Origin of the sequence: Viridibacillus sp. FSL R5-0888, assembly GCF_038009105.1 — a bacterium.
In the GTDB taxonomy this organism is placed as follows: domain Bacteria; phylum Bacillota; class Bacilli; order Bacillales_A; family Planococcaceae; genus Viridibacillus; species Viridibacillus arenosi.
The window spans coordinates 4,115,955-4,141,047 of the sequence record NZ_JBBPAU010000001.1; the positions used below are offsets into that span (position 1 = coordinate 4,115,955).

Sequence of the window (25,093 nt, forward strand, 5' to 3'; positions counted from 1 at the left end):
AAAACAACTCTTCGCGTTGAAGAGCTGCTTTTTAAACTCAAATAAATAATTTAACTTCATATTTCATCTGTAGTACCTATGTATAAAGTATGACTGATATGTATATTACAATCGTTACTGTAATACAACTTGTGAGTGTTGTTACTAAAACAGTTTGACAATCTACTACAAATATATACTCAATCCCTAACTCATGATTGCATTTATTCACTTGTTTATTATGTAACATAAATAAAGGCATCCACATATTACATGGATGCCAAATACTTAATTAAAGTGATTTTCTTCTATAATACGGGTAAATTCTTCTAACGCGGCCACTTCATTCATCGTACTAAACCAACGATATGATTCAGAATCTAAAATTCGATAATGGTTGCTTAAAATATTTTGTTGCAAACGATATCCCTTATCCTCTTGTACTGTTCGCCACCATACATGTCCGCCCATAGTTTTTTCTTTTGGGCGTGCAATCACGTCATGCGCTGTTAGTTCCACTACTTCCATAGGATCGCCACCCATTGCATTTTGCAAAATTGAACTTTCTCTAAATAGGGCACATAGTGCAACTGTTGTTGTCCAGCCACATGGTGTTCGTTGTTTTTCGATTTGAACAAGTGTTTTTTTTGAAATACCTAGTACCTCAGCCATTTTATCCTGAGTATAATTATTTTCTGTACGCACTAACTTAAATTTCTCAGTAGCGATACTAATGATTTTTTCTTTATCCATATTTATCACCCTTAATTGTTTCTTTTAGTGTAATTTTATACTATTGAATGCAAAAAGGGAATTTTCTATTATAAAGTGGATTACAGTACAATAAATATTTCTTTTGCCATTACAACGCGATTTCTACCTTGTTCCTTCGCCTCATATAAGCATTGATCTGCTAATCCAATCATTGTTGCAGGCTCACTTGCCATTGAAGGATATTCTGCGATTCCTGCTGAAATTGTAATATTTTCCCCAGTTGGACTTATTGTTCGCTCGATATCCGTACGTAGCTGCTCTGCTACTAAATAAGCGTCAGTTGCAGATGTATTTGGCAATAAGATAATAAACTCTTCTCCACCATAACGGCAACATAAATCATTTGCTCTTGTTGCTTTTTTCATTTTCAAAGCTAAGAATTTTAATACTTCATCTCCAACACCGTGACCGTATGTATCATTCACCGACTTAAAATGATCTATATCGATTAAAATAATTGAGTAAGGTGTATTCCCACTTGTCCATTTTTGCATTCGTTCATTTAATGTTCGGCGATTCGTCAATCCTGTAAGTGGATCTGTTGTTGATTGGTCCATAAAGAAACTTACTTGTCCATGGAGAAAAGATAGGCTCTGAATTAATGCTTTTTTTAGTTGTATAACTTCATAATACCAGCCGGGTACTTGAGCGAGATTCTTTTCTTCGTTTGCTTTCATACTACTTTCCGTTAATGTTGCTAGTTGCTGTAATGGACGTGCAATTTTAAGTGAAGCCCATAAGATGATAACTAGTGAAACGAGCAATAGTGGTAATGCAACGTACAGCATCTGCTTTACCATATTTGTTGCCGGTTTCAAAGCAATTTCAGTTGAGCGTTGTGCCACAACTCCCCAATTGGCAATTGAAATATACGAATATCCTGCCAGCATATCTTTACCTTTAGAATTAATCAAACGAGATGCACCTGTACTATGGTTTTCAAGCATTTCACTTACAATCTTATTATCAGATACTACATCATTAATGCGTGATTTATCTTGATGATAAATTATGCGGCCATCGTTATCTACTACATACACGTAAGAACCGTCTTTATAAAAATGCTCACCGAGAACCTCATTCAATACATTATCTTCTTTCAAATAAATAGTTCCACCTATTAGCCCTAGGTATAGGCCCTCTTTTGCGAAAACTGGAACTGAAATGAAGATGAGCAAACGATTTGTAATTCCTTTATACGGCTTTGATATTAATGGTTTCTTTTGCGTTATCGCTTCTTTTATAGCATTAGAAGTAAGAGTCTTTCCTTTTAAATCTAATGATTGAGGGGAAGTTGCAAGTACTTCTCCCTTTGAGTCGACAATAGCTACAGAATTAAAAGTATTTGTTTGATTTTTCACACGATCTGCTTCATGTAACAATTTATCCTCATCATCAAAAATAGCTGTGATTTCTTCTGCACTTATATTAAGTGTTTGTAATGTTTCTTTCATATAATCATTTGCTGTCATTGCTAGTTTTTGAGCATACGCATGATTCGTTTCAAGAGTACTTTCTTGTAAGGATTGCGTATTCGTACGATAACTACTCCACAAACTACTCGCAATTGTTAAAAGGAATGCCAAAACAGCTACACTGATAATTAAATGGTGTAATTTTAGATTGATTTTTTTCATATGCCCCTACCTATTTCCTTATATAGCTCGATATAATACATCAAGTAAAATAGTAACATACCACAAGTGTTAAAATACAATAATTTACTATTTTATAAGTAATTTATTCTCTTTTTAAAATAAAAAAATCGCTATTAAGCCATCCAGCTTAATAGCGATTTATCCAAATTAATTAATTATTAATGTTAATTACTCGTAAGGCAATTTCCTTACTATTCTTTGTCTCTAGAGTGGTTGAAAATAGAATCTGCATTGTCGAAACAGTGTATAGTATCGTCAAAATCTTCTTCTACATCATCTATTTTAATACCTAAAAACCTCAATAACCTGTCCAACATACGATCAACCCCTTAATCTTCGTACTGACATTCTTGAAATTCCTATACTTATTTCGATGATTTACTTTCGTTCCTACTATTATTATACATAAAAATTGATAGAAATTCTAATAAGACGCTAACCATGCACGATTACTGTCATATTAAGGTTACTTATTCTATACAAAAAACCTCCTCATAGTTATATCTATCCAACAATGAGGAGGCTTTCAATTATAGTATCCATTAACAACATAAGAAATAGCAAAATGCTTATTTTTCAAATGAAATGAAAAGGATCATTAAGTAAAAACTAAATTTATATCTAGAACTCATCAAACCTCTATGCTAACTTTTTTAGCAAAAATTCCACTACAAATGAGTTTTTTTATGTAAAATAACCACGATTCCTGTTTAACTCCATCACTATTTGGAGTAGCGACACTATGGAGAATAAACTTTAATATAATTTCATTTGGCATTTCTTTATCCAGAAAATTCTCTTTTTTGCCTTGATCTATTATTGTTTGTAATATGCTATACATACCTATTTGTAATTGCTGTATTGCCGCTTTTTTATGTATAAGTACTTCAGAATCGTTTTCCTGAATTTCCTTTGCTTTCACTAAAATTTGTTGTAAATCTTTATATTTATACATTTTCGTCACTAATTCATCTAACTGTGCCGTAAAGGGCAGTTCTTGATCTATTAACTTTAAGTCTATATGTATTTTTTTTAAGGCTGAAACTAAATAATCAAAAATAAGTTCCTCTTTATTAACATAGTATTTATAAATTGCTGCTCTTGAGACATTCAAAGTATCAGCCAGTAGACTAAATGTATAACCTTCATATCCATACTTTAATAAAAGTATTTTGGTAGTATTAAATATTTCATCGGATGAAAATTTTCTCTCCCGCGCCATTTTAATCACCTCTATTTTTAAAGTAGTGGTACTATCCTATAATATCGACAAGGTATATTATACCATTATCACCCAATAATAGCATTACCATAGTGCAAATTATATATTTATCTCAATATATTGAATAATTTTATGTAAAACCAAGAAATTCTTTCACATTAAAAACGCTAGAAGTTTTTAGGACTCCTAGCGCTTTTTATTACTTCTTTTTAATAAGAATTTTCTTATCAAACAATACTTTTTTAGAAAGTGAGCAAAATAGGCATTGATATCTTCCTTGAAAAGTCCAACTGTACCACTATATTGCCAGTTGTAACTATCTTCAAACATTGTATTAAGAGTGATCAACATCTAAAACAAAGGCTGGTTTCGCTTCACGCACAAAGGAAGGGAGCCACTGTATTCTTTGTATCATCGCATAAGTATAGCTCTCAATTTATACAAGATTTATACAACTCTTATTATCAGCACAAACAATTCCATTTGAAATTGTTTGATTATTAAATCTTAGGGTATTTATATTATTAAGTACTTACTATAAAAGAGATATAATTAAATTGTCCTTTCTAATAAACATATGGGAACACATTTTTTAAGCGTTTTCAACTGAAATATAGGTTCTCATTTGCATTGGGGTTTCAACATGGTATACGATTTCTTAAAAGGCATAGGTTTCTAGTATGCCAATGTTTTAAAAAAAGGAGAGATTGTTTATGTTCGTAGTAACTAACCGTATTAAAACGAAAAAAGGCTTTGCTGAAAAAATGGCTCCTAACTTCACTCGTCCAGGTGCACTTCAATCATTTGAAGGCTTTGTCAAAGTTGAAGTAGCTGTATGCAAAGATTTTGAAGAATACGATGAAATGAGCGTTAATATGTACTGGGAAACACTTGATGGCTTCAAAGCGTGGCGCGAAAGTGACGCATTCAAAGCATCTCACAAACGTCCAGAAGCAAAACCAGGTGAAGCTCCAAAAGAATCTCCAATGCTTGGTAGTCAAATCGTTATAGCTGAAATTGTTTCACGTATTGAAGCAGCACAAGCTTAAGCTTTTATTCAATAAGAAAGGCTCTAAACTGAAGTTTTTATTCTCCAGTTAGAGCCTTTTTAAATTTATACTATTAATTTAATGATCCGTAGCTTACGATACGTGGTTCCCAGTAACTACCTTTTGCAACACTTTGATACTGTACTTTGTCCCCTGCTGCGTGTAAAACTTTGTTGTTTCCTGCATATAGACCAACATGCGTAATCGTGCTACCTCCTGGTGTAGCAGTGAAGAAGATTAAATCGCCTACTTCTGGACTACTTACTTTTTTAGTAACAGCACGTTGAGAACGACTATTATGTGGAAGTGTACCGTATCCAGCTTTTTTATATGCATAAGCTGTAAAACCTGAGCAATCAAAACCTGATGTCGACATGCCACCCCATACATAAGGAACGCCTAAATATTGACTACCTACACTTATCACTTTGTTACGAAGTGCTGAGTTTGAGCTAGAAACTTTTGTTGTTTTTTTGTATTTTTTTAAGTATGAGCTTGATACCCAACCTTTCTTGCTACTATGTTTGACTTTATACCACGTTGTTCCGCCTACTGTCTTTTTATATGAAGCTGTCACGACAGCTCCCTTTTTTAGTGTTGTTATTTTCCCACTTTTTAGTGATGCACTTTTACGCATATTTAATATTGATTTTGTTTTATATTTACCACTAATTTTTGTTGCTTTAGCAGTAGATGATGTTGATTTATTATATTTTTTTAAGTATGAACCAGATACCCAACCAGTTTTTCCACCGTGTTTTACTTTGTACCATGTTGTACCACTTACTTTCTTTTTATATGTAGCTGTTACGACTGCACCTTTTTTTAGTGTTGTTATTTTCTTGCTGCTTGTAGATGGACCTTTACGCATATTCAATGCTGCTGTTGTTTTATATTTACCTGAAATTTTAGTTGCTTTTGAACTTGAAACCATCGTAATTCCGTTAGCAGAATCTTGTAAAACATTTGTTGCATTCGTTTGTGTTGGTTGTTGAGGTTGATTATTTACTAATGCTCCAAGTCCAAGTGTTATTGTCAAAGTAGTTGCTGTGATAGCCTTAAATACTGTTTGCTTGTTCATATTAATAATGTTCCTCCAATTTTTTCTTTTATAGTAGATAATAATATTTCGATGTTTATGGATGTAAATAACGTTTTTTTATTAATTCCACTATTAATACTAAGGAAAGTCAGATGGAGAAACAACGGCATTTCATTTACAATGTCATTACACTTTATTACAAATAACTCAAAATCCTCATACTATATCCAGTTTTTAATAAAACGGAAATATAAACGGATTAATTTTCCATTTAATACTACTTTTCTTTGTTATTTTATTTAATTGATGAATTCCATAATTTTTTTACTGAAAATGGTAACTACTTGATAAAAACATAATTATTCAATGCAAAAAAACTCCCTTCTGCTTTAAAAGCTAAGGGAGTTTACTTATATAGTGAAAGAACTGATTATGGTTCTTATTGATAAATTTCTAAACTGAGAGCTGTCATTGACATTGGAATTTGAAATCCCTGAAATGACTCAATATTTCTATAGAAATCTTCTACTTGTATTTTCTGCAATTTTGTTTTTTATAGATCATGCTCTGGATTTTTTACTGTAATCATATTTTCCCTACGTTACTAAACCGTTTAATAGAAAACGGTGTGATATCTAAATCTGTAAATCCTTTTGTAATCAAGTCACTTAGGACTTCTCCAACAGCGCTAGCAAATTTGAAACCATGTCCTGAGAAACCAGCTGCGATGGCGATGTTATTGTGTTTTGGATGGACATCTATGATGAAATCTTCATCTGGCGTCATTGTGTACATACATGTTTTTCCGAATTTCAACTCATGCTCACGTGGCATAAATTCATCTAGGAATCCATTCAGATTTTCTACATCACCGACGACATCACCAAATGCAAGTTTGTCCTCATCTGGATTAATATTATCTCCTCCATCATGCCGTCCCACTTTTAATCCTGCGCCATCAATACTTGGAAAACCGTAGTATATACTTTCCGCAAGCTCGAATGTGAAAGCTGGAAAATCGTTTTGATTATAGTATTTTTCATCTACATCGTACCAAGCGAATGTTTTGCGAATTGGGTTTAGTGGAAGTTTTAAATCCAATTGTTTTAGTATTTCTCCAGCCCAAGCACCCGCAGAAATAATTACGGAGTCTGCTGTAAATATTGCACCATCTTCTGTATAAATCGTAACTTTGTCTGTCTGTGGATCGACTTTAATAACACGACTATTTGTACGAATAGTTGCTCCTGCATTTATGGCCAATTCTCTATAAGCTTCAATGCATGATTCTACTCTTAACACGCCCGAAGTAGGTTCGAAACAACCGAGGTAGTTATCTGGTAATTGCATACCTTCCCATTTTTCGTTTACCTCAGTTGCCGTCATAACCTCTAATGGTAGATCAAATTTCTCTGCACTCTTAATCACGTTTTTTATGAACGGAATATTTTTATCACCAACATTAATGACACCAGTTTGGAGAAAAATTTCCTTACCTGTTTGTTGTGCAAGTTCTTGCCATAAATCACGTGCACGTAAAGCGAGTGGAACATACTCTACCCCTTCACCATATGCATAACGAATTATGCGTGTCTCACCATGGTGACTTCCTTTATCATGTGGTGGATTAAAGGCATCTAATAGTAAAGTCTTTTTTCCACTTTGTGAAAGGAAATATCCCGCAGCCATTCCCATTGAACCTGCTCCTATAACTATCACATCATAATGCATTTTCATTGCCTCCTTGATACTCATTATTATTATTTTACTATGAATTTTTAGAATATTGGGGAGTGATAAGGATTATTGCTGAAATGTACAAGGCTGTTGTTCAACTTCTCATCTTGGAAGCGATACCTTTAATGGCTGCAATTCATATATTCCATTATTTTATTATTTAATCAACCTTAAACTTCCTCATTAGTTTCGCATTTTATGGCGAAAAATGCGATAATGAGGAAAACGAATATTAAGGATGACATGATGACAAAAATGATAACACTTAGAGTGGATCAAAGCTTTCTTGCAGATTTAAAAAGAGGCTATCCATTAATTTTAAAAGAGGCTGTAGTTAATACAGATATGCTACGTGAAGAAGGCGAACTTATTCGTCTTGTAGACCGCGCTAATCGCTATTTAGCAACTGGATATTATGGTAATCAAAATAAAGGAATTGGTTGGGTCCTAACGACAAAAGAACATGAAGAGATTGATGGGGCATTTTTCAAGACTAAATTGAAAACTGCACTAGATCACCGTGCTGACTTTTTCGAGGATAGCCAAACAACAGCATTCCGTGTATTTAACGGCGAAGGGGACGGCATTGGCGGTCTAACAATCGATTATTTTGATGGTTATTACATGGTTAGTTGGTATAGTGATGGAATATATAGCTTCAAACAATATATCTATGATGCACTTGCTGAGTTAGTTGAGTTCAAAGCTATTTATGAGAAAAAACGTTTTGATACGAAGGGACAATATATCGAGCAAGATGATTTCGTAATGGGTGAACCTGGAGATTTCCCTATCATTATTAAAGAGAATGGTATGAATTTTGCAGTGAACCTAAATGATGGTGCAATGACTGGGATTTTCCTTGACCAACGCGATGTACGTCGTACAATTCGTGATTATTATGCAGAAGATACGAATATGCTGAATACTTTCTCTTACACTGGTGCATTTTCAGTTGCTGCTGCTCTTGGCGGCGCAAAAGAAACAACGAGTGTTGATCTTGCAAAACGTAGCTTAGCAAAAACGATTGAACAATTTAGTGTCAATGGTATCGATTATGAAGCGCAAAATATTAAAGTAATGGATGTATTTGATTACTTCAAATATGCCGTTCGTCACAACATGAAATATGATTTAGTTGTACTTGATCCTCCTAGCTTTGCACGTTCGAAAAAAATGACATTTAGTACTGCAAAAGACTATCCGAAATTGCTAATGGACGCAATTTCTATTACGGAAAAAAACGGTATTATTGTTGCTTCTACAAACAATGCAAGCTTCGGTATGAAAAAGTTCAAGACGTTCATTGATAAGGCGTTTAAAGATTCAAACACTCGCTATAAAATAGTTGAACAATCTTCACTACCAAAAGATTTCCGCGCAAACCGCGACTTCCCTGAGTTCAACTATTTAAAAGTTGTGTTCATTAAAAAGCTGAATAAATAAGAGATTAAACCGCAACCAGAAATGGTCGCGGTTTTTATATTTTAGGTTAATCACTAATCTATACTAAGTACCATTTCAATAAAACAACCGAATCCTTATCACTTTTATTGATTTGCTGTAATAGTAGTAGTTTCCATAGTTATCTGTATAAACAATTACTAGATTAATGCTTTAATTTTGCAAATATTTTCAGCTTTGCTCATAAAAAATTACTATTGCAAGAATTTGAATCCTAAGAACAAACCCCAAAAAAGAAATATCTGGCCTAAATAAAGAACTGATACTTCTTTTTAAGAATAGTTGATTCTCCGTTTCCCAACTTTTTCATGTAATGTTTTAATTACTGTTCTCGTTTTATCCAAATACTCTATTGTCTCTTCATATGTACTAGTTGCCACGCACATAAATAATATATCTAACACATGTAGCTGTGCTAATCGCGAAGAAGTTGCACCGCTTCTAAAAGTAGCTTCTAATTTAGGTGAAGTATATAAACAAATGTCTGCTAAGCTGGCAACAAGTGAATTCCCGTATCTGGTAAGACTAATTGTTGTAGCATTTACACCATTTGCTATCTCTAACACCTTAGCTACCTCATGTGTTTCTCCTGAAAATGAAATGCCAACAATTACATCTCCCTCTTCCGCGTTTACAACGGCGGTGCCGCCTAAATGTGTATCCGTGAAATACATACAGTATTTATTAATACGCACAAATTTTTGATACGCATCCATTGCAGCTATTGCTGATGCACCAACACCAAAGAAGAAAATTCTCTTAGCATTTAATATTGCATCCACAGCATGCATAAGCGCTTTTTGATCGATTAAATCTGCAGTTTCACGTAAAATTTGCATACTATGATTTGTAATCTTATCAATAGTTAACTCTAACGGCTCATTCGGTTCGATATCACGTACATCAACCTTCTCGCTTTGTAAATCTCCAGCAATTCTAAGCTTCAATTCTTGTATGCCACTTAAATTCAATGATTTACAAAGGCGAATGACAGCCGCACTACTTGTATGACTATGTTTGCCAATATCGATTGCTGTCATTTTAATTGCTTCAGCAGGATGTTTTAAAATATATTGAGCAATTTTCCTCTCAGAAGGTGGCAAGCTAGCTTCCATTTCGGAAAGAATTAGCAATCCCGAATTCATCTTTTCTATACTTATAACCCCCTGCTTCCTTATTTAATATTGAAGCAATATTACTATATTCTCTCTTAATTAGAGATTCTTCAGTTGTATTGCTGCACGAACGTGACCTTTTGAATTTGCTAAAAGTTGTTTTGACTCATCCAAAGTTGACTGTGTTAAAAGCATAACTATCGCTGGTTTCACTTCATAACCTGTTTTAGCTAATACCTGCTCTGCTTGTTCGTAAGTAACTTCTGTTGCCTCACAAACAATTCTTTTTGCACGTTCTTTTAATTTATTATTACTAGCATGTACATCAACCATTAGATTTTTATAGACTTTACCTAATTGAACCATAGTAGCTGTAGAGATCATGTTTAATACCATTTTATGTGCTGTAGCTGCCTTTAATCGTGTAGACCCTGTTAAGATTTCTGGACCTGTATCTACCTCAAGCGCAATATCAGCACATTCGCTAATAATTGAGTTTGGATTACTTGTTAAACTCATTGTTTTAGCTCCGACAGAACGAGCATAAACTAAAGCCCCTTTTACGAAAGGGGTACTTCCGCTTGCCGCAATACCGATCACCACATCATGTTCTGTTAAACCATGTTCTTTTAGGCTCGATTGACCCCATTGTTCATCATCTTCCGCTCCTTCAATGGCTAAGACAACTGCATCGATTCCACCTGCTAATATTGCCTGTACTACTTCTGGTGATGTACTAAATGTAGGAGGACATTCCACTGCGTCTAACAAACCAATTCTCCCGCTTGTTCCAGCACCTACATAGAATAATCTTCCCCCTGTCTCAAGCGAATGATATACTACCTTAATCGTTTTTTCTATTTTTGGTAGTACCTTTTCAATAGCTAGTGGAATTTTGAGGTCATCCTGATTCATTAATTTTATAATTTCAGCTACAGACATTAAATCTAAATTGGTTGTTTCCCTATGATGCGCTTCTGTTTTCAGTTTTAGCTCTCGCTCCATAGATTTTCAATTCCTCCTAATCTTATTTTCAAGATCAACTTTCATCCATGTCTGTAACAGATCAACTTTCATTTTCTTTGTGATTGGAATGTACATTTCAAGTAGTGCTAAAGTAAATGCACCAACTACTGGTGATACAGATGGTTTAATCAATTCATTGTCACTTAAGACTAAGCTTAGAGAATGCTCAAATTGACTTAAGAAATACTCATTTTCAAATAAGCCACCACATACAACTATTGGTAATGACTTTGCACTTTCCTCTCTTGAATATATAATTTCCAATAGGTGCACTAGTTGAGCCACCGCATCAAATGCAATTCGACACGCTACATCGTTACCTCGCTCTGCTAATTTCAAAACAATCATCGCAATAGATGACACGATCAAACGTGGTTGCTCCTGTTCATAAACTTTCGTGATGATGCCTACGGTATTATTCAGTTGAAGATATTTGAGAACTTCTTCCGTAAATTCATCAAGCTGCTCTTGTAAATCGTATAGTTGTGAGATATGACTTAATGCCTGTGTCCCAATATAATAACCACTACCTTCATCGCCAAATAAATAGCCCCATCCACCTGCTCGACTAATTTTGCGACCATCTTCTTGTACTAAATAAGCAATAGAACCGGTACCAGCTATTAAAACCAATCCATCCAATTTAAATGTGCCACTTACCAAGGCTGCTACTGCATCATTAGTAACTCGAATTGTACAATGATACGATTGAAAATACTCTTGTATCCATTCATTCCAGCAGACTAAATCTTCCTCACGATCACCACCAGCTGCACATACAAATACAGCCTTGACCTCCGCTTTTTGAATAGCGGACTTTACTAACAACTTATCTAATAAATGGACTAATTGGATTTTAACTTTTTCCTTTAGAGTGGCTTTTATATTCGAGCCTTCACCAGTTACAAGAGCTAGAATCTCTCCATCGCTATTGCCAATCACCGCTTGAGTTTTAGTTCCGCCACCATCTATTCCAATAAAATATCGTTTATTTAACTGCACCTGCCGTCAGTCCTTCCATAAACTGCTTTGAAGCGATGAAAAAAAGTAAAATCATTGGTAATGAAGCTAAAGTTAAGCCTGCGAATAGCGAACCCCAATCTGCGGAATGTTCACCAAATAATGACATCATTCCTACAGGGATCGTCATTTTCGCCTTTTCCGTAATAAAAATTAATGGGAAGAAAAAATCATTCCATGCAGATATAAAATTAATAATAACTACAGTTCCTAAAGCAGGTCGCATAATTGGTAAGAGCACATGCCAGAGTATGCGTATATTTCCTGCACCATCCATTCGAGCTGCTTCCTCTAATTCAACAGGCATTGTACGGAAAAAGCCTGTCAAAATAAGCATCGTTAACGGGATCCCTGTTGCAACATTCATAAAAATTAATGACCAAAGTGAATTAATTAATCCTAAATCTCTCATCAAAATAAATAATGGTACAATCCCTAACTTAATCGGTATCATCATTCCTAATAAAAAAATAAAGAAAATGGCATTAGTCCACGAAAATTTAAAACGAGCAATATAAAAAGCTGCTAAAGAACACACAATAATAATTAAAGATACTGACACAACGCTTACTATGACACTATTCATAAAGTAAGTAGTAAAAGGAACTTTTGATAATAACGTCCGATAAGTATCTAAGCTAATACTTGTCGGCAGACCTAAAGGGTTTTTAAAAATTTCTGCACTCGTTTTGAATGAAGAAAGAATCATTAACAAGATCGGATACAAACTAATTGTCGCTGCAACAAAAACAACAATATAATAGAAAGGTTTAGTCCAAATAGTACCTTGCTTCATACCTTCACCTCTCACATCTCAACATCTTTTTTATTCATCACTCGTAAGAAAACCGAAGTACATATTAAAATAAAGCAGAATAAGCATGTCGCTAAAGCCGAGCCTAATCCTATAGAAGTAGATCCCGCAGCAGTTGAACTGCCAAATGCTAACCTATAGAAAAACACTGCTAATGTATCTGTAGAATAATAGGGTTCGCCCATCGATCCCTGCATAGCATAAATAAGTTCGAAAGCTTCAAACGATTGAATGAACGTCAATACGCCCATAATCATAATGGAGGGAATCATTAATGGTAAATAGATTCTAGACAACATTTTAAAGCCCTTTGCTCCATCTAATCTGGCTGCTTCAATAAGTTCACTTGAAATCCCTTGAAAACCGGCCAAAAAAATAAGAACACCAAATCCAATACCAAACCAACAATTCACTAGAATAATAACAATAAGAGCTGTATCCGGATCACCTAACCATGCTCTTTGCAAACTTTCTAGGCCTAGCTTTTCAAGTAAAACATTCACTGTACCATAGTTTGGATTTAAGATGAGTTTCCATAAAAAGCCGACTACAATAACAGAGAGTACCCTTGGTAAAAAGAAAGCAGCTTTGAAAAACTCTGAACCTCTGATTCTTTTATAGATGATAAAGGCTAAAAAGAAAGCCAGACCATTCATCACAACCATCTGTATAATAAAATAAATTCCATTATGCTTAAAAGCATTCCAAAACATAGACCCATAAGGCTCTTTTGTAAAAAGCGTAACGAAGTTTTGAAGCCCTACAAAATTGCCTCTGCTCATTCCATTAAATTCAAAAAAACTATAGGATAGGGCAGCCATTATTGGATATAACACGAACATTCCATAAATGATTAATGCCGGTATAGGAAATAAGTGAATTGTCCACTTTGACCAACTCCGTTTCTTTTTTATCGATGGAGCTGTCCCATTTGTCATATACCATAGCCTCCTTTATGTAAATTGAAACAATAGGCCCTCACCTCTTTTCAGTGAGGGCAATTATTATTTATTGAAACGGCTTAAACCATGTTTTTGCATTTTCTTGCACTTTTTTTGCTACACCATCAACTTTCACATCACCTAAATACATTCCTTGTAGTTCAGTTTCAAGTACTGTTTTCGTTGTTGGGTCTCCACCTGTAAAATTAGTAACCCACATATAAGGTGTCGCGTTAGATTCTACTGCTTTACTAAGATCACTTAATAGTGCCTGATCAGAAGAAATGCCAGGCATTGCACTAATCATTGAGAACTCTTTTACAAATAGTTCACCAAATTCTTTTGTAGTTAAAAATTCTAAAAACACCTTTGCTGCCTCTTTATTTTTTGAGTTGGCATTCATAGCAAATGAGCCATCAACCCATGTTGTAACAGTTTTATTGCCTGCTTTAGATGGCATGGGGAAAAAGCCAAAATCTAAATCTGGATTCATTTCCGAAACAACGGGGATTTCCCAACTACCTAATGGGAACATAGCTGCTTTTTCTAATGCAAACTCAGTTCGAATATCATCCATTCCTAGACCCTCTGAGTTTTTAGGAAAGTATTTCTTCAAATCATTCATCACTTGAATAGATTCTTTAAACTTTGCATCTGTGAAATCTTTTTCACCAGCTAAAACTGACTTGTAGAAATCATTACCCTCATAAACACCTGGCCCCACAATGCCGTGGAGCAAAGATAATAGCCAACTTTCCTTTGTACCCATCGCAATAGGTGTGATACCTTTTGCTAGAAGTTTGTCATTTAATTGAATGAATTCATCCCATGTATTTGGAACATCTAAACCTTGCTCTTTGAAAATCTTCTTATTATAGAAGAATTGAGTAGAACTCAAATTAATTGGTACCCCATACTGATTTCCTTCTGCATCTCGAGAAGCTTGTAGCGCTTCTTCCGAGAATACATTCATTCCATTTAAATCGTTAATTTTTTCTATGAATCCTGATTCTGCTAGTTTTAAACCAGCAGCATATGGACGTAAATGAATAATATCCGGACCTTCTCCCGCTTGTAATGCTGTGTTTAATACCGTATTATATTCTGTGTTTTTTGTAGGACTGAAAGTGACTTTAATATCTGGATGTTCCTCGTTGAATAATGCGATTACTTTTTCATATTTTGCTACATCTTCTGTACGCCAGCTACCAATTGTCAGTGACACTTCCTTTGAAGATTCGGATTCTTTATCTCCCTTGCTCGTGTCATCAGATTTGTCTTTTGAGCCACAGCCAGCTAATACGATTGTCAACAAAAGTACAAACAAAAAGAACCACCTATTCAATACCTTCATGTCTGTTCCTCCACCCCAAAATTAGTTAAGCAATTCCTCATACACCAGGTCGTGAATCTGCCTTCTGATTTCTCGAATCGAATTGTTTCTTCCAAAATGCACGGCATTAGTTAATAATATGATAGAAGATTTTTTTACAGGATCCATGCAAATACTAGTTCCTGTAAATCCTGTATGTCCAAAAGCTCCTACGCTCACCTTCTTTCCAAAGGATACTGATGGTTCTTCACCAGTCAGCACTTCAAACCCAAGACCCCTTCCTAAAAACGTATTCATATATGCTGACTCCATCCAATTGAATGGAATAACCGACTGTTGTCTAATACCTAACCAATACTCTGAAAACAAGAGTAAATCCTTTGCACTTGAAAATAAGCCCGCACTACCAGATACACCGCCTAATAAAAGCGCTTTCTCATCATGTACATCTCCTTGGACATATTGTCCTTTAACTAGTTCAGTAGAAGCCACCTTATACTTTTGGTTATTCGGCAATAAAAATTGTGTATTATGCATATTCCACGGATTAAAAAAATGTCGTTTCACAAATTGATCTAACAATTCCCCTGTCACTTTTTCTACTATCTTGCCTAATAAGATCATCCCTAGATCACTATAAGCGACAAACCGACCTGGATTATAGACTAAATTACATGCTAATATTTCACTCATTATATCCCTGTTATGATGTCTCTCTACTTTTGGTACTAACCCTGCTGGTAATCCTGATCTATGCTGTAACAAATGTCGAATCGTCACCTTTGGAAAACGAAATGCTGGTATAATTTCCGACACACTTCTATCAAGTTGAAGTTCATTTCTACTTAGTAAATATAAGGTAGCTGGTAATGTAGCGACGACCTTTGTTAAAGAAGCCAAATCAAAAAGGGTATTTTCTGTGATTGCATGCAATTGCAAATCCTGTCCTTTGAAATGCCCGTAGCTCTTGGTTATTAAATGCCTCGAATCCTGTTGCACACTAATAACTACACCCGGTAGCAATTTTTTTTGAATTATTTGTTTGATATACTCGTCTATCATGACAACACCCTTGTTATTTTTTAGATTTTCCATGTTATTACGATATGAAATTAAATAACAAAAAATAAGCGGATTTCTGAAATTTTTTTTTAAACCATATACACATAAAAAAAGAGCTATCCGTCATATTAGCGGATAACTCTTTTTCTATGTGTTCTATTGAATAACTTAGTCAATTTTTACAAAAAACTGCACTTGATTATAATGTCAATTCTTGCAACGCCTTTTTCAATTCCTGAACCTCTTCCGAACTTAACGTTACGCCCTTACCCATCTTCGTATGATCCTCAGACCAATCTCTTAGATCATACTTAGGGGCACGATCATTCCAACTGATTAAATTTAATTCTTTCTGCCAACCTTTAGCACCTTCAGAAAGTACTGCAATGTTTTCTACGATTTCGTATTTTAGTTCTGCCATTTACTCTTACTCCTTTGTTCTTTAATAACTTCATCATTTGGGCTAACTAGCTTAAATGTATGATGTTACAGTACTATTTTCCCTAAGCACCATCAGCCTCGTAATAATCCATTATATCAGAACTTTCTATTTCTTATTTGCAAAGCGAATTGCTCTACTCATGACTGTAGGCACGACAGATGCATGATTTTCTTCTGGAGCACAGTAAAATTCACATTCCACATACTTTTGTTGATCTGCACTTAATCGGCTGAACACTTGTTTTGCATCGTCAACCATAAAGCCCTCACATTCACCTACTGCAATGTAAAGGTTCTTCTTCCCATACGCTTCCGATTGTCTCAGAAATCCATCCATGTATGTTAAAATTTCATGATCATTCCACCAGATTGATGGACTTAAAGCTAGATAAGTTTGAAAGGCTTTTGGTTTTGTGAAAAGTGTCCATAATGTAAAAAGGCCGCTGAGAGAATGTCCGAACAGAGCTTGTTTTCCCTTATTAATAGAATAGCGTCTTTCTATTTTCGGTTTTAACTCTAACTCAATAAAATCAAGAAATTTCTGTGCTCCTCCGTGGACACCAACATCAAAACCCTTTAGCCGATCTGGATAAACATACTTATTTGCAGGTGCAGTAAAATCATAGAATCTTCGTTTGGAAGCATCCTTTCCCTCACCTTGATGCCCAATACCTACAATAATCGCCTCATTCACCAATGTTTTCGGTGCATTTCTAGATTGCAAACTTACGATGCCTTGAGCAAATTGAAAGTATGAATTTCCATCTAATATATAAATAACAGGATAGCCATCTACAGGTGGGGGTGAACTAGGTAATGATACTTTTATATCATATGAATAATCCATTTCATCAGAATAGTATAGCCATTGTTCTGTATTGTCTTGAGTGACTTTATTTATTGCTTTCACTACTTTTCCCCCGATTCCTGCTCTAGGAAAGTATCATATCCAAAACACACTGGTGCCCCATTATCTGGGTCAATCATTATGCGTGCATCGATATTGAACACTTGCTTTAGAGTTCCTTTTTCTAAAATTTCATTAGGTGTACCGACAGTAATAATTTCTCCTTCTTTCATTGCAATGATTTCATGCGAAAAACGTGCAGCATGATTGATATCATGTAATACCATTATTATTGTGCAATGATGCTCTCTATTTAGACGCTCTACAATCTTCAGTACTTCAAGTTGGTGAGCAAGATCTAAATAAGTCGTCGGTTCATCCAACAGTAAAATACTTGTCTCTTGTGCAAGAGCCATTGCTAGCCATACTTTTTGACGTTGACCACCTGAAAGTTGAGCGATTTCTCGATCACGAAAAGCAGTCGTTTTCGTTATATCCATAGCCCATTCAATCACTTCAATATCTTTATTTGATAAAGTACCTACATTTTTCCGATGCGGGAAGCGACCGTAAGAAATAAGCTCCTCTACTTTTAATTGTAAAGGTGCTTCGGGATTTTGAGATAAGAGTGCCAGTTGCTTTGCAATCTCCTTCGTCGAAATTGTCTTCATGTCTTGTTCCTGCAAAAATACATTACCACTTTGTTGTTTTAGGATTCGTCCAATTGTTTTTAATAAGGTTGATTTACCACATCCATTTGGACCGATAATTGTTGTTATTTTTCCTTCTTTAATTGTCGTATTCAAATCTGAAAAAACTGTGACTTTTTCATATCCTGCCGTCAATTGTTTCGCTCTAATAACACTAGTCACCATTTATCGGTTCTCCTTTTACGCTTTTGATTTAACTAATAAATATAGAAAATAAGGTACACCTAAAATTGCTACTATGATGCCTACGGGAATTTCCGCAGGGGCGAATACTGTTTTTGCAACATAATCAGAGAAGATGACTAATAGCATTCCTACTACACCACTCATAGGAATGACATACCGATGTTGTATACCTACAAGTTGTCTTGCGATATGAGGAGCCATTAATCCAATGAAGGATATACTACCTGATACTGCTACACATGCACTTATCACACCGATGCTACATAAAAGCAGTATCGATTTCTCTTTTTCAATTTCAATTCCAAGACTTTTAACGCTTGCCTCTTCAAGTTGTAAATAATCTAATAAATATGCTTTTCTGTAGATTATAGGTATCAAAATCAAAAGCCAAGGTAACATGGCAACGATGAAAATCCAGTTTGCATTATAGATACTTCCAGTCATCCAAACAGTCGCCATCTCAAAGTCACTTTCACGCATTTTAAGAGAAATAAACATTGAAAGCGCACCAAATCCTGAACTAATGGCAATACCTGTTAAAATCAGACGCTGCGTATCTAGTTTGCCATTACGCCAGGAAAAGCTATATATAATAATTGCAGCAGCTAATCCACCTATAAATCCAAATAAAGGCATTATTAATATCGAAATCCAGTTAGAGCTACCAGATGCAACTAACTGCATCTGAAAAAGAAACATGAATACTACAATAGAAGTACCTGCACCAGCGTTGATACCTAATATTCCTGGATCAGCTAAGCCATTTCTTGTGATTCCTTGAATAACCGTACCCGCTATACCTAGCCCTAGACCTACAAGAGCCGCAATAACAATTCGCGGAAGCCGGAATTGAAAGATAACTAGATCAAAATCTTCATTTGGATTAATTCGTAACAGCGTTGTGACGACATCTTTAATCGACATATCGAAAGTGCCATTGGTGATATGAATGTACATAGCTATAAAAATAAGCAAAAAAGCGGCTGTAATTTTCATCATAAAATGTTGTTTATGCACGTCGTTCTCCCCCTCTCGTACGAATTAAATAGAGGAAGAAAGGTACACCAATTAACGATGTAACTACACCAACTGGCGTTTCAAACGGAAAGTTAATAAATCGACTACCAACGTCACATAATGCTAAAAAGACCCCACCAATAATCGCTGAACATGGGATGACAAATCGGTAATCGACTCCTACAAGAAATCTCGTAATGTGAGGAATAATTAATCCTACGAAACCGATTTTCCCAACAAGAGCCACAGCAGTACCGGTTAAACAAACGACTATTAATATACTAATAGCCTTAACCCATTTTGTACGTTGACCAAGACTTATCGAAATATCCTCGCCAATTGATAAAATAGTAATTGATTTAGCAATGTATAAAGCAAGTAAAAGACCAACTAAACCAAATGGTAAAGCAAGTAAAAGAACTTCAGGATCAACCTTATGAATTTTAGCGTTATACCAAAAACTCATATCTTGTGAAATTTGAAAGTATGTAGAAAGTGCTGCTGATATACTGCTTAAAAAAGTTCCAATAACTGTGCCAATAATGGCTAATCTTACAGGAGATAGGCCATTTCTCATTAATGAACCAAAACCAAATACAATCCCCGCTCCAAAAGCAGAGCCAATCATAGAGAAAATGATTAGATTAAAGTTAGACATTCCAGGGTAAAAAATCATACAAATCGTGATCACAAATGCTGAACCATCGGTTACTCCCATAATAGAAGGGGAAGCAAGATAGTTTCTTGTCATCCCCTGCATAATAGCTCCTGATATTGCTAGAAATGCTCCTACTAGCAGAGCAGCCAAAACACGTGGCAAACGAGATTGCATGATAATATTATGATCAACATTTCCCGAATCAAATTGTGTAATCGCCAACCAAATTGTAGTAACATCAATATCCTTTGTACCGTATAAGATCGATAACGCAATTGTAAATATGATGAAGAGAGGTGCGGCACCAATAATTAGGATTGGCACAAATTTAGGTTTCATCATTTTATTTATCATAGGTTCACACATTATTTCGAAAGGTTTTCAACAGCTGCATTTAAGAATTTTTCTTTACTCCAAGCTGTACCACCTTGAGCCATAGGTTCTACTACGTTCACAAATACTTTGTCGTTTTTAGCAGCGTTAATGCTCTTGAAGATAGGATTTTTTAATACATCATCTAGTGCAGCAGTTTTCTTATCATTCTCGCTTTCCTCGAATTGCAAGAAAATAATATCTGGATTTACATCTGCCAAAGTTTCAATTGAGATTTCTTCTTGAGCAGCAGTTTTAGTAATTAATTCAGGAACTTTTATTCCCAAATCTTCATATATAACGGGATTTAAATACACACTAGCTGGATAAACGAACATGCTATTAGCACGGATACGTATTACAAAAACACTTTTGTCTTTCACTTTTTCAGCTACCTTAGTTTTTGCAGCTTCTGCTTCTGTTTTGTAATCACTAATAATTTTTTCCGCTTCAGATTCTTTACCTGTCAATTTACCCATTAAAAGTAGATTATCTTCCCAATCCGTAGAAATATGTGATACCGGGATCATCGTTCCAATTTTATTTAATTGCTCAACCACTTCATCCGGATATTTTGATGAACCTAAAATAACATCTGGCTTTAATTTTAAAATAGTTTCATAGTTCGGTTGCATTTTTTCTCCTATAGAAGTTGCACCTTCCAAATCACTAGCAAGGTATTCTGGGAGTTTACCAGCAGTTGTTACAGCTCCTAGTGGTTTCACATTAAGCATTGCTGCGTCTTCCATAGATTCTAAACTTGCAGCGATAATATTATTTACTTTAGATGGTAAAGTATATGATTTATCTAGATATGTGATTGTTTGTTCTTTTGAAGCTGTTTCTTCGGTTTCTACAGCTTTATTGTCCTCTTTTTTTGGAGTTGTTTCATTCCCTCCACAAGCTACTAAAAATACCGCTAATCCAAATATCCAAAATCTATTCATTTTCATCTGTTAAATCTCCTTTATGTATTAGTTAATATAAGCAGGCCTACTTATTTACCGTTAAACAACTGATAATGATTATCAATATCAATAACTTTTACCAATATAACCCTTAATATACAAAGTGTCAACACCCATTATAAGTTCTATTAAATTTCGTTTAACACGCTCAAATTATTGAACATTGTTATGTTAAATGCCCTATATCATAGAATCCCTCACTAACAGATTCTAAAGGCCGAATCTACATTTCTGCATTATTTTGTATAGTAATGGAAAAATTTGTTTCTATTAAAGCAGGATTTTCATCTTATGTTATTGAATTATTAGGAATTGTTATTACTTTTACATAAAAGAGGGATCAACAAATATGAGAGTAGAGAAGGTTCATGTAGAAAAAGAAAAGCGAGTCATTATTGTTTCAGATATTCATGCAAGCTTGGATTTATTTAAAAAATTGCTTCATAAAGTTACTTACACAACAAATGATTATTTAATTATTAATGGTGATATGTGTGAGAAAGGTGAGAATAGTTTAGAAGTCGTAGAATACATTAGAACACTATGTAATCACTCTAGTAATGTGTATGTCACTAAAGGCAATTGTGATGTATTGTTTCGCTATGTAGAAAATGGTGACCAGGGTATTCTCTCTTATATTGAAAAAAGAAAGAATTCCATTTTAAACGACATGCTAGCTGTCTATCATAAATCCTTGAATGATTTTGGAAATTTAGAGCAACTAACGCAATATTATCGTCAACATTTTGAAGATATATTAACTTGGCTTGAACAATTACCTCATGCAATCGAAACAGAGGAATTCATAGTTATTCATGCAGGAATTGAAAATAAAGAGGATTGGCAACAAACACAGGAGACATTTGCTTTGCAAGCAGATGCATTTTATGAAAAAAATCATCAAGCCGACAAGATGGTGATTGTTGGACATTGGCCAGTGGTAAATTATAGATTTAATCATACAACTTCACATCTCCCATTAATCGATTGGGATAAGAAAATAACGGCGATAGATGGAGGAAATCGAATCAAAGAAGACGGTCAATTAAATGCTTTAATCATTCAAGATAATCAATATACATCATGTTATGTTGACGATTTAACAAATGAAGTCATTATCAAAAAAGACCATTTCGACACAACAAGCCGAGTAGGGACCGTTACTTATCCATATTATGAAATGCAAATCATTCAACAAGAACAATATTTCACGCTTTGTGAAAATATCAATCTCCAGCAACAACAATGGATCAAAAACGAATATTTACAAATTGTTGATGGAAAAGCAACATGTACCCGAGGGATTAGTACAACATTTCTTTCAGTACAAGAATCAGAAAAAGTATGGCTGATAAATGATTCTACAGATGGGTATATCCTGATTAAAAATTCAATTGGTGAGATTGGTTGGATCCCTAAAGCATGTGTATTTTAAGATAAATTCATGTTATAGAAAAACATTAAACACAAATACCCTGTCGTAATAATCTACGACAGGGTATTTTTTAATTAACTTTTAATTCACGTTGTAAAGGCTCCAAATCCACTTCAAACCCTAAATCTTCAAGCATTTGGCGATCTTTTTCTCCTGCTTGTCCTTCCGTTGTTAAGTAATCACCTAGGAAAATAGAGTTTGCCGGGTATAAGCTGAGTGGTTGAAGTGTACCCAGATTCACTTCACGGCCCCCAGATACTCGAATTTCTTTAGTTGGATTGATGAAACGGAATAGGCATAATACCTTTAGACAATAACGAGGGTTGAGATCATGTGTACCCTCTAGCGGTGTACCATCTACTGCATTTAAAAAGTTTACTGGAATAGAATCTGCATCCAAGGCATGTAGGCTACGTGCCATTGCAATCACATCTTGTTGTGTCTCTCTCATACCGACGATAACACCTGAGCAAGGTGAAATACCCGCTTCTTTAGCTAGTTCAACAGTTCTTACACGATCATCATATGTATGTGATGTCGTAATGTTCTCGTGATGGTTAGCAGACGTATTTATATTGTGATTATAACGATCAACGCCCGCTTCCTTTAACTTCTGGGCTTGTTCCGGTTTTAGAATACCTAAGCACGCACAGATGGTCATATCATTATGTTTTTCTTTTATAGCCTTTACAGAATCTACGACAATATCAATTTCTCTATTAACAGGACCACGCCCGCTCGCAACGATACAATATGTCCCTACATTTAGTGATGCTGCTCGTTCTGCTCCTGCAACGATTTCATCTTGTTTCATCATCGCATATTTTTCAATCGGTGCTTTTGAAATAATGGACTGTGAGCAGTATCCGCAATTTTCTGGGCATAAACCTGATTTCGTATTAATAATCATATTTAATTTCACTTTATTACCATAATAATGATTGCGAATTTTATAAGCTGAGTGTAATAAAGGTAATAAATCTTCATCTGGACTTTTCAATATTGCGAATGCTTCGGTATCTGTCAGTTGATATCCATCTAGGACCTTCTGTGCTAACACTTCATAATTCATCGTGATTGCCTCACCTTCAACACTTTTTGTAATCGATGACCAAATATGCCTGCAAATACGGCTAATATTAAATCTTTCGGTAATGGTGGCATCATCCAAAGCCATGCCATTTTATAGGTGAAACCTTCAGGTGCGCTAAACCATAACATATATGCAGCATACATCCAGTTAGTACCGATCAAATAGCTCACGATTGCCCCTACTACCGCTGCTGTGATGTACATTCTTTTCGAACTATGATTTTCTACAATTTTACCGACAATAAATGCAACTAGTATAAATGCAACTATAAAACCAAATGTTGGACTCAATATTTGGGCAAAGCCTCCACCGAAACGTGCGAAAACAGGTGCACCCGCTAAACCGATTAACATATAAACCGTAATTGAGAGGGCACCTAGTCGACTTCCCAATACAAGACCAGCCAATACAGCAAAGAATAGCTGCAATGTAATCGGTACGCCACCTACTACCATAAACGGCGCGAAAGAAGTAATATTCGCTCCAATCATCATAAGTGTTGCGAATAATGCACAATAGACTAAATCGACTGTTCTCCATTTACTTTTAGAATTCACTGTACTTGTTGTCATTTTACACCCCTGTATGTTTATGTATTTATAAATATAGTAAAAAAAAAAACAATTTGTGTCAACCTATAAATTCACAATGGTTAACACAAGTCACTAGAACATATTACAATGCATTGCATTGTCGACTAATGTACTTCATTGTGTTACAATAGGTACATTAGCAGCTACTTAAAATTGCTTCTACTAACTAAGGGGGCTTTACATTATGTCAAATGTCAACGTTGTAACTCCAGAGGTCAGCTTACCGGAGCGTAAAATTATTACAAATCGTCTTTTCGAATTTCTTTATTTAAAAGAAAGACAGGTACCTATTCAAGATGTTTATAAAGCCATGGCCAATGTTTTTCAACTGACTATTGCACAACAAAAACTAACCCTAAAAAGCGGGGCAAGCCTTTTCGAAAATGAAGTAAGAAATGCTCATACTGAATTAAAGAAAAAGGAATATACTACGAGTACTGCAAAACGAGGATTTTGGAGCATTAGCGAAAAAGGCAAAAAAGTTTATCTCCATTCTCGTCTAAAAAAATTCAATTAATAAATCGATATAATCGGCTT

At 34.9% G+C, this 25,093-nt stretch carries 25 protein-coding genes; 4 read left to right on the plus strand and 21 right to left on the minus strand.

Annotated features, from left to right (window positions below):
• Window positions 1-267: 267 nt before the first annotated feature.
• The 4 genes from MKY02_RS20280 to MKY02_RS20295 form a co-directional block, all read right to left on the minus strand.
• Complete coding sequence (locus MKY02_RS20280; RefSeq protein ID WP_038180580.1) at window positions 268-732, minus strand: helix-turn-helix transcriptional regulator; 465 nt, start codon at window positions 730-732, stop codon at window positions 268-270.
• Window positions 733-812: 80 nt separating this feature from the next.
• Window positions 813-2,390 carry a sensor domain-containing diguanylate cyclase gene (locus tag MKY02_RS20285; protein ID WP_038180582.1) on the minus strand — a complete coding sequence of 526 codons (1,578 nt, stop codon included), beginning with the start codon at window positions 2,388-2,390 and terminating at the stop codon, window positions 813-815.
• A 212-nt stretch (window positions 2,391-2,602) separates the two neighbouring features.
• A complete protein-coding gene (locus MKY02_RS20290) occupies window positions 2,603-2,728 on the minus strand; it encodes a hypothetical protein (protein WP_268746456.1) in 126 nt (41 codons plus the stop codon).
• A gap of 314 nt (window positions 2,729-3,042) precedes the next feature.
• Window positions 3,043-3,633: a TetR/AcrR family transcriptional regulator gene (locus MKY02_RS20295; protein ID WP_038180585.1), complete on the minus strand. Its 591-nt coding sequence runs from the start codon at window positions 3,631-3,633 to the stop codon at window positions 3,043-3,045.
• Window positions 3,634-4,346: 713 nt separating this feature from the next.
• On the opposite strand from MKY02_RS20295, the gene MKY02_RS20300 reads away from it, so the two are divergent.
• Window positions 4,347-4,682, plus strand: a complete 336-nt coding sequence (locus MKY02_RS20300; protein WP_038180587.1) for a heme oxygenase — start codon at window positions 4,347-4,349, stop codon at window positions 4,680-4,682.
• Between the two features lie 73 nt (window positions 4,683-4,755).
• Here MKY02_RS20300 and MKY02_RS20305 read toward each other — a convergent pair whose 3' ends face one another.
• Both MKY02_RS20305 and solA read right to left on the minus strand, forming a co-directional pair.
• Window positions 4,756-5,763, minus strand: a complete 1,008-nt coding sequence (locus MKY02_RS20305; protein ID WP_340711644.1) for a C40 family peptidase — start codon at window positions 5,761-5,763, stop codon at window positions 4,756-4,758.
• A gap of 546 nt (window positions 5,764-6,309) precedes the next feature.
• Entirely contained in the window at window positions 6,310-7,455 is a 1,146-nt protein-coding gene (solA, locus tag MKY02_RS20310; RefSeq protein WP_038180590.1) for an N-methyl-L-tryptophan oxidase, read from the minus strand.
• A 252-nt stretch (window positions 7,456-7,707) separates the two neighbouring features.
• Here solA and MKY02_RS20315 point away from each other — a divergent pair, with 252 nt between their 5' ends.
• Window positions 7,708-8,907: a class I SAM-dependent rRNA methyltransferase gene (locus MKY02_RS20315; protein WP_038180594.1), complete on the plus strand. Its 1,200-nt coding sequence runs from the start codon at window positions 7,708-7,710 to the stop codon at window positions 8,905-8,907.
• 290 nt (window positions 8,908-9,197) lie between these two features.
• Here MKY02_RS20315 and MKY02_RS20320 read toward each other — a convergent pair whose 3' ends face one another.
• From MKY02_RS20320 to MKY02_RS20380, 13 genes are all read right to left on the minus strand, one after another.
• Entirely contained in the window at window positions 9,198-10,079 is an 882-nt protein-coding gene (locus MKY02_RS20320; protein WP_038180596.1) for a MurR/RpiR family transcriptional regulator, read from the minus strand.
• 60 nt (window positions 10,080-10,139) lie between these two features.
• Window positions 10,140-11,045 (minus strand): N-acetylmuramic acid 6-phosphate etherase, encoded by a 906-nt coding sequence (murQ, locus tag MKY02_RS20325; protein WP_038180598.1) that lies wholly within the window; start codon window positions 11,043-11,045, stop codon window positions 10,140-10,142.
• Between the two features lie 6 nt (window positions 11,046-11,051).
• Window positions 11,052-12,068 carry an N-acetylglucosamine kinase gene (locus MKY02_RS20330; protein WP_340711645.1) on the minus strand — a complete coding sequence of 339 codons (1,017 nt, stop codon included), beginning with the start codon at window positions 12,066-12,068 and terminating at the stop codon, window positions 11,052-11,054.
• A complete protein-coding gene (locus MKY02_RS20335) occupies window positions 12,055-12,882 on the minus strand; it encodes a carbohydrate ABC transporter permease (protein WP_038180602.1) in 828 nt (275 codons plus the stop codon). Before MKY02_RS20335 ends, MKY02_RS20330 begins: the two co-directional genes overlap by 14 nt.
• Before the next feature lie 11 nt (window positions 12,883-12,893).
• Entirely contained in the window at window positions 12,894-13,838 is a 945-nt protein-coding gene (locus MKY02_RS20340) for a carbohydrate ABC transporter permease (RefSeq protein WP_076034228.1), read from the minus strand.
• Window positions 13,839-13,908: 70 nt separating this feature from the next.
• A complete protein-coding gene (locus MKY02_RS20345) occupies window positions 13,909-15,195 on the minus strand; it encodes an ABC transporter substrate-binding protein (protein ID WP_038180607.1) in 1,287 nt (428 codons plus the stop codon).
• 21 nt (window positions 15,196-15,216) lie between these two features.
• On the minus strand, window positions 15,217-16,236 hold the full coding sequence (locus MKY02_RS20350; protein ID WP_076034227.1) for a serine hydrolase domain-containing protein: 1,020 nt from the start codon (window positions 16,234-16,236) through the stop codon (window positions 15,217-15,219).
• A gap of 199 nt (window positions 16,237-16,435) precedes the next feature.
• Entirely contained in the window at window positions 16,436-16,657 is a 222-nt protein-coding gene (locus MKY02_RS20355) for a YdbC family protein (protein WP_038180610.1), read from the minus strand.
• Between the two features lie 126 nt (window positions 16,658-16,783).
• Complete coding sequence (locus MKY02_RS20360; protein WP_235175682.1) at window positions 16,784-17,587, minus strand: alpha/beta hydrolase; 804 nt, start codon at window positions 17,585-17,587, stop codon at window positions 16,784-16,786.
• On the minus strand, window positions 17,587-18,399 hold the full coding sequence (locus tag MKY02_RS20365) for an ABC transporter ATP-binding protein (protein ID WP_038180611.1): 813 nt from the start codon (window positions 18,397-18,399) through the stop codon (window positions 17,587-17,589). The genes MKY02_RS20360 and MKY02_RS20365 overlap by 1 nt, the downstream gene beginning before the upstream one ends.
• 15 nt (window positions 18,400-18,414) lie before the next feature.
• The gene (locus MKY02_RS20370; RefSeq protein WP_143691043.1) at window positions 18,415-19,419 is read right to left on the minus strand and encodes a FecCD family ABC transporter permease; all 1,005 of its coding nucleotides are present in this window, start codon (window positions 19,417-19,419) and stop codon (window positions 18,415-18,417) included.
• A 10-nt stretch (window positions 19,420-19,429) separates the two neighbouring features.
• Entirely contained in the window at window positions 19,430-20,437 is a 1,008-nt protein-coding gene (locus tag MKY02_RS20375) for a FecCD family ABC transporter permease (RefSeq protein WP_038180925.1), read from the minus strand.
• 23 nt (window positions 20,438-20,460) lie between these two features.
• The gene (locus tag MKY02_RS20380) at window positions 20,461-21,420 is read right to left on the minus strand and encodes an ABC transporter substrate-binding protein (RefSeq protein ID WP_143691036.1); all 960 of its coding nucleotides are present in this window, start codon (window positions 21,418-21,420) and stop codon (window positions 20,461-20,463) included.
• A gap of 364 nt (window positions 21,421-21,784) precedes the next feature.
• Here MKY02_RS20380 and MKY02_RS20385 point away from each other — a divergent pair, with 364 nt between their 5' ends.
• Window positions 21,785-22,870 (plus strand): metallophosphoesterase, encoded by a 1,086-nt coding sequence (locus MKY02_RS20385; protein WP_038180614.1) that lies wholly within the window; start codon window positions 21,785-21,787, stop codon window positions 22,868-22,870.
• A gap of 70 nt (window positions 22,871-22,940) precedes the next feature.
• Here the strand turns inward: MKY02_RS20385 and bioB are convergent, their stop codons facing one another.
• Window positions 22,941-23,942: a biotin synthase BioB gene (gene bioB / locus MKY02_RS20390; protein ID WP_038180616.1), complete on the minus strand. Its 1,002-nt coding sequence runs from the start codon at window positions 23,940-23,942 to the stop codon at window positions 22,941-22,943.
• Window positions 23,939-24,535 carry a biotin transporter BioY gene (locus MKY02_RS20395; protein WP_038180617.1) on the minus strand — a complete coding sequence of 199 codons (597 nt, stop codon included), beginning with the start codon at window positions 24,533-24,535 and terminating at the stop codon, window positions 23,939-23,941. The genes bioB and MKY02_RS20395 overlap by 4 nt, the downstream gene beginning before the upstream one ends.
• Window positions 24,536-24,740: 205 nt before the next feature.
• On the opposite strand from MKY02_RS20395, the gene MKY02_RS20400 reads away from it, so the two are divergent.
• Window positions 24,741-25,073 (plus strand): winged helix-turn-helix domain-containing protein, encoded by a 333-nt coding sequence (locus tag MKY02_RS20400; protein WP_038180619.1) that lies wholly within the window; start codon window positions 24,741-24,743, stop codon window positions 25,071-25,073.
• Window positions 25,074-25,093 lie beyond the last annotated feature (20 nt).

Excerpts from the sequence above, each read along its gene's own strand:
- MKY02_RS20395 (WP_038180617.1), bottom strand. The coding sequence starts at position 24,535 with ATGACAACAAGTACAGTGAATTCTAAAAGTAAATGGAGAACAGTCGAT.
- MKY02_RS20345 (WP_038180607.1), bottom strand. The coding sequence starts at position 15,195 with ATGAAGGTATTGAATAGGTGGTTCTTTTTGTTTGTACTTTTGTTGACA.
- MKY02_RS20365 (WP_038180611.1), bottom strand. The coding sequence starts at position 18,399 with ATGGTGACTAGTGTTATTAGAGCGAAACAATTGACGGCAGGATATGAA.
- MKY02_RS20290 (WP_268746456.1), bottom strand. The coding sequence starts at position 2,728 with ATGTTGGACAGGTTATTGAGGTTTTTAGGTATTAAAATAGATGATGTA.
- MKY02_RS20285 (WP_038180582.1), bottom strand. The coding sequence starts at position 2,390 with ATGAAAAAAATCAATCTAAAATTACACCATTTAATTATCAGTGTAGCT.
- murQ (WP_038180598.1), bottom strand. The coding sequence starts at position 11,045 with ATGGAGCGAGAGCTAAAACTGAAAACAGAAGCGCATCATAGGGAAACA.
- MKY02_RS20355 (WP_038180610.1), bottom strand. The coding sequence starts at position 16,657 with ATGGCAGAACTAAAATACGAAATCGTAGAAAACATTGCAGTACTTTCT.
- MKY02_RS20350 (WP_076034227.1), bottom strand. The coding sequence starts at position 16,236 with ATGATAGACGAGTATATCAAACAAATAATTCAAAAAAAATTGCTACCG.
- MKY02_RS20340 (WP_076034228.1), bottom strand. The coding sequence starts at position 13,838 with ATGACAAATGGGACAGCTCCATCGATAAAAAAGAAACGGAGTTGGTCA.
- MKY02_RS20295 (WP_038180585.1), bottom strand. The coding sequence starts at position 3,633 with ATGGCGCGGGAGAGAAAATTTTCATCCGATGAAATATTTAATACTACC.
- solA (WP_038180590.1), bottom strand. The coding sequence starts at position 7,455 with ATGCATTATGATGTGATAGTTATAGGAGCAGGTTCAATGGGAATGGCT.
- MKY02_RS20300 (WP_038180587.1), top strand. The coding sequence starts at position 4,347 with ATGTTCGTAGTAACTAACCGTATTAAAACGAAAAAAGGCTTTGCTGAA.
- MKY02_RS20280 (WP_038180580.1), bottom strand. The coding sequence starts at position 732 with ATGGATAAAGAAAAAATCATTAGTATCGCTACTGAGAAATTTAAGTTA.
- MKY02_RS20375 (WP_038180925.1), bottom strand. The coding sequence starts at position 20,437 with ATGATGAAACCTAAATTTGTGCCAATCCTAATTATTGGTGCCGCACCT.
- MKY02_RS20305 (WP_340711644.1), bottom strand. The coding sequence starts at position 5,763 with ATGAACAAGCAAACAGTATTTAAGGCTATCACAGCAACTACTTTGACA.
- MKY02_RS20370 (WP_143691043.1), bottom strand. The coding sequence starts at position 19,419 with ATGATGAAAATTACAGCCGCTTTTTTGCTTATTTTTATAGCTATGTAC.
- MKY02_RS20335 (WP_038180602.1), bottom strand. The coding sequence starts at position 12,882 with ATGAAGCAAGGTACTATTTGGACTAAACCTTTCTATTATATTGTTGTT.
- MKY02_RS20400 (WP_038180619.1), top strand. The coding sequence starts at position 24,741 with ATGTCAAATGTCAACGTTGTAACTCCAGAGGTCAGCTTACCGGAGCGT.
- MKY02_RS20380 (WP_143691036.1), bottom strand. The coding sequence starts at position 21,420 with ATGAAAATGAATAGATTTTGGATATTTGGATTAGCGGTATTTTTAGTA.
- MKY02_RS20315 (WP_038180594.1), top strand. The coding sequence starts at position 7,708 with ATGACAAAAATGATAACACTTAGAGTGGATCAAAGCTTTCTTGCAGAT.
- MKY02_RS20385 (WP_038180614.1), top strand. The coding sequence starts at position 21,785 with ATGAGAGTAGAGAAGGTTCATGTAGAAAAAGAAAAGCGAGTCATTATT.
- bioB (WP_038180616.1), bottom strand. The coding sequence starts at position 23,942 with ATGAATTATGAAGTGTTAGCACAGAAGGTCCTAGATGGATATCAACTG.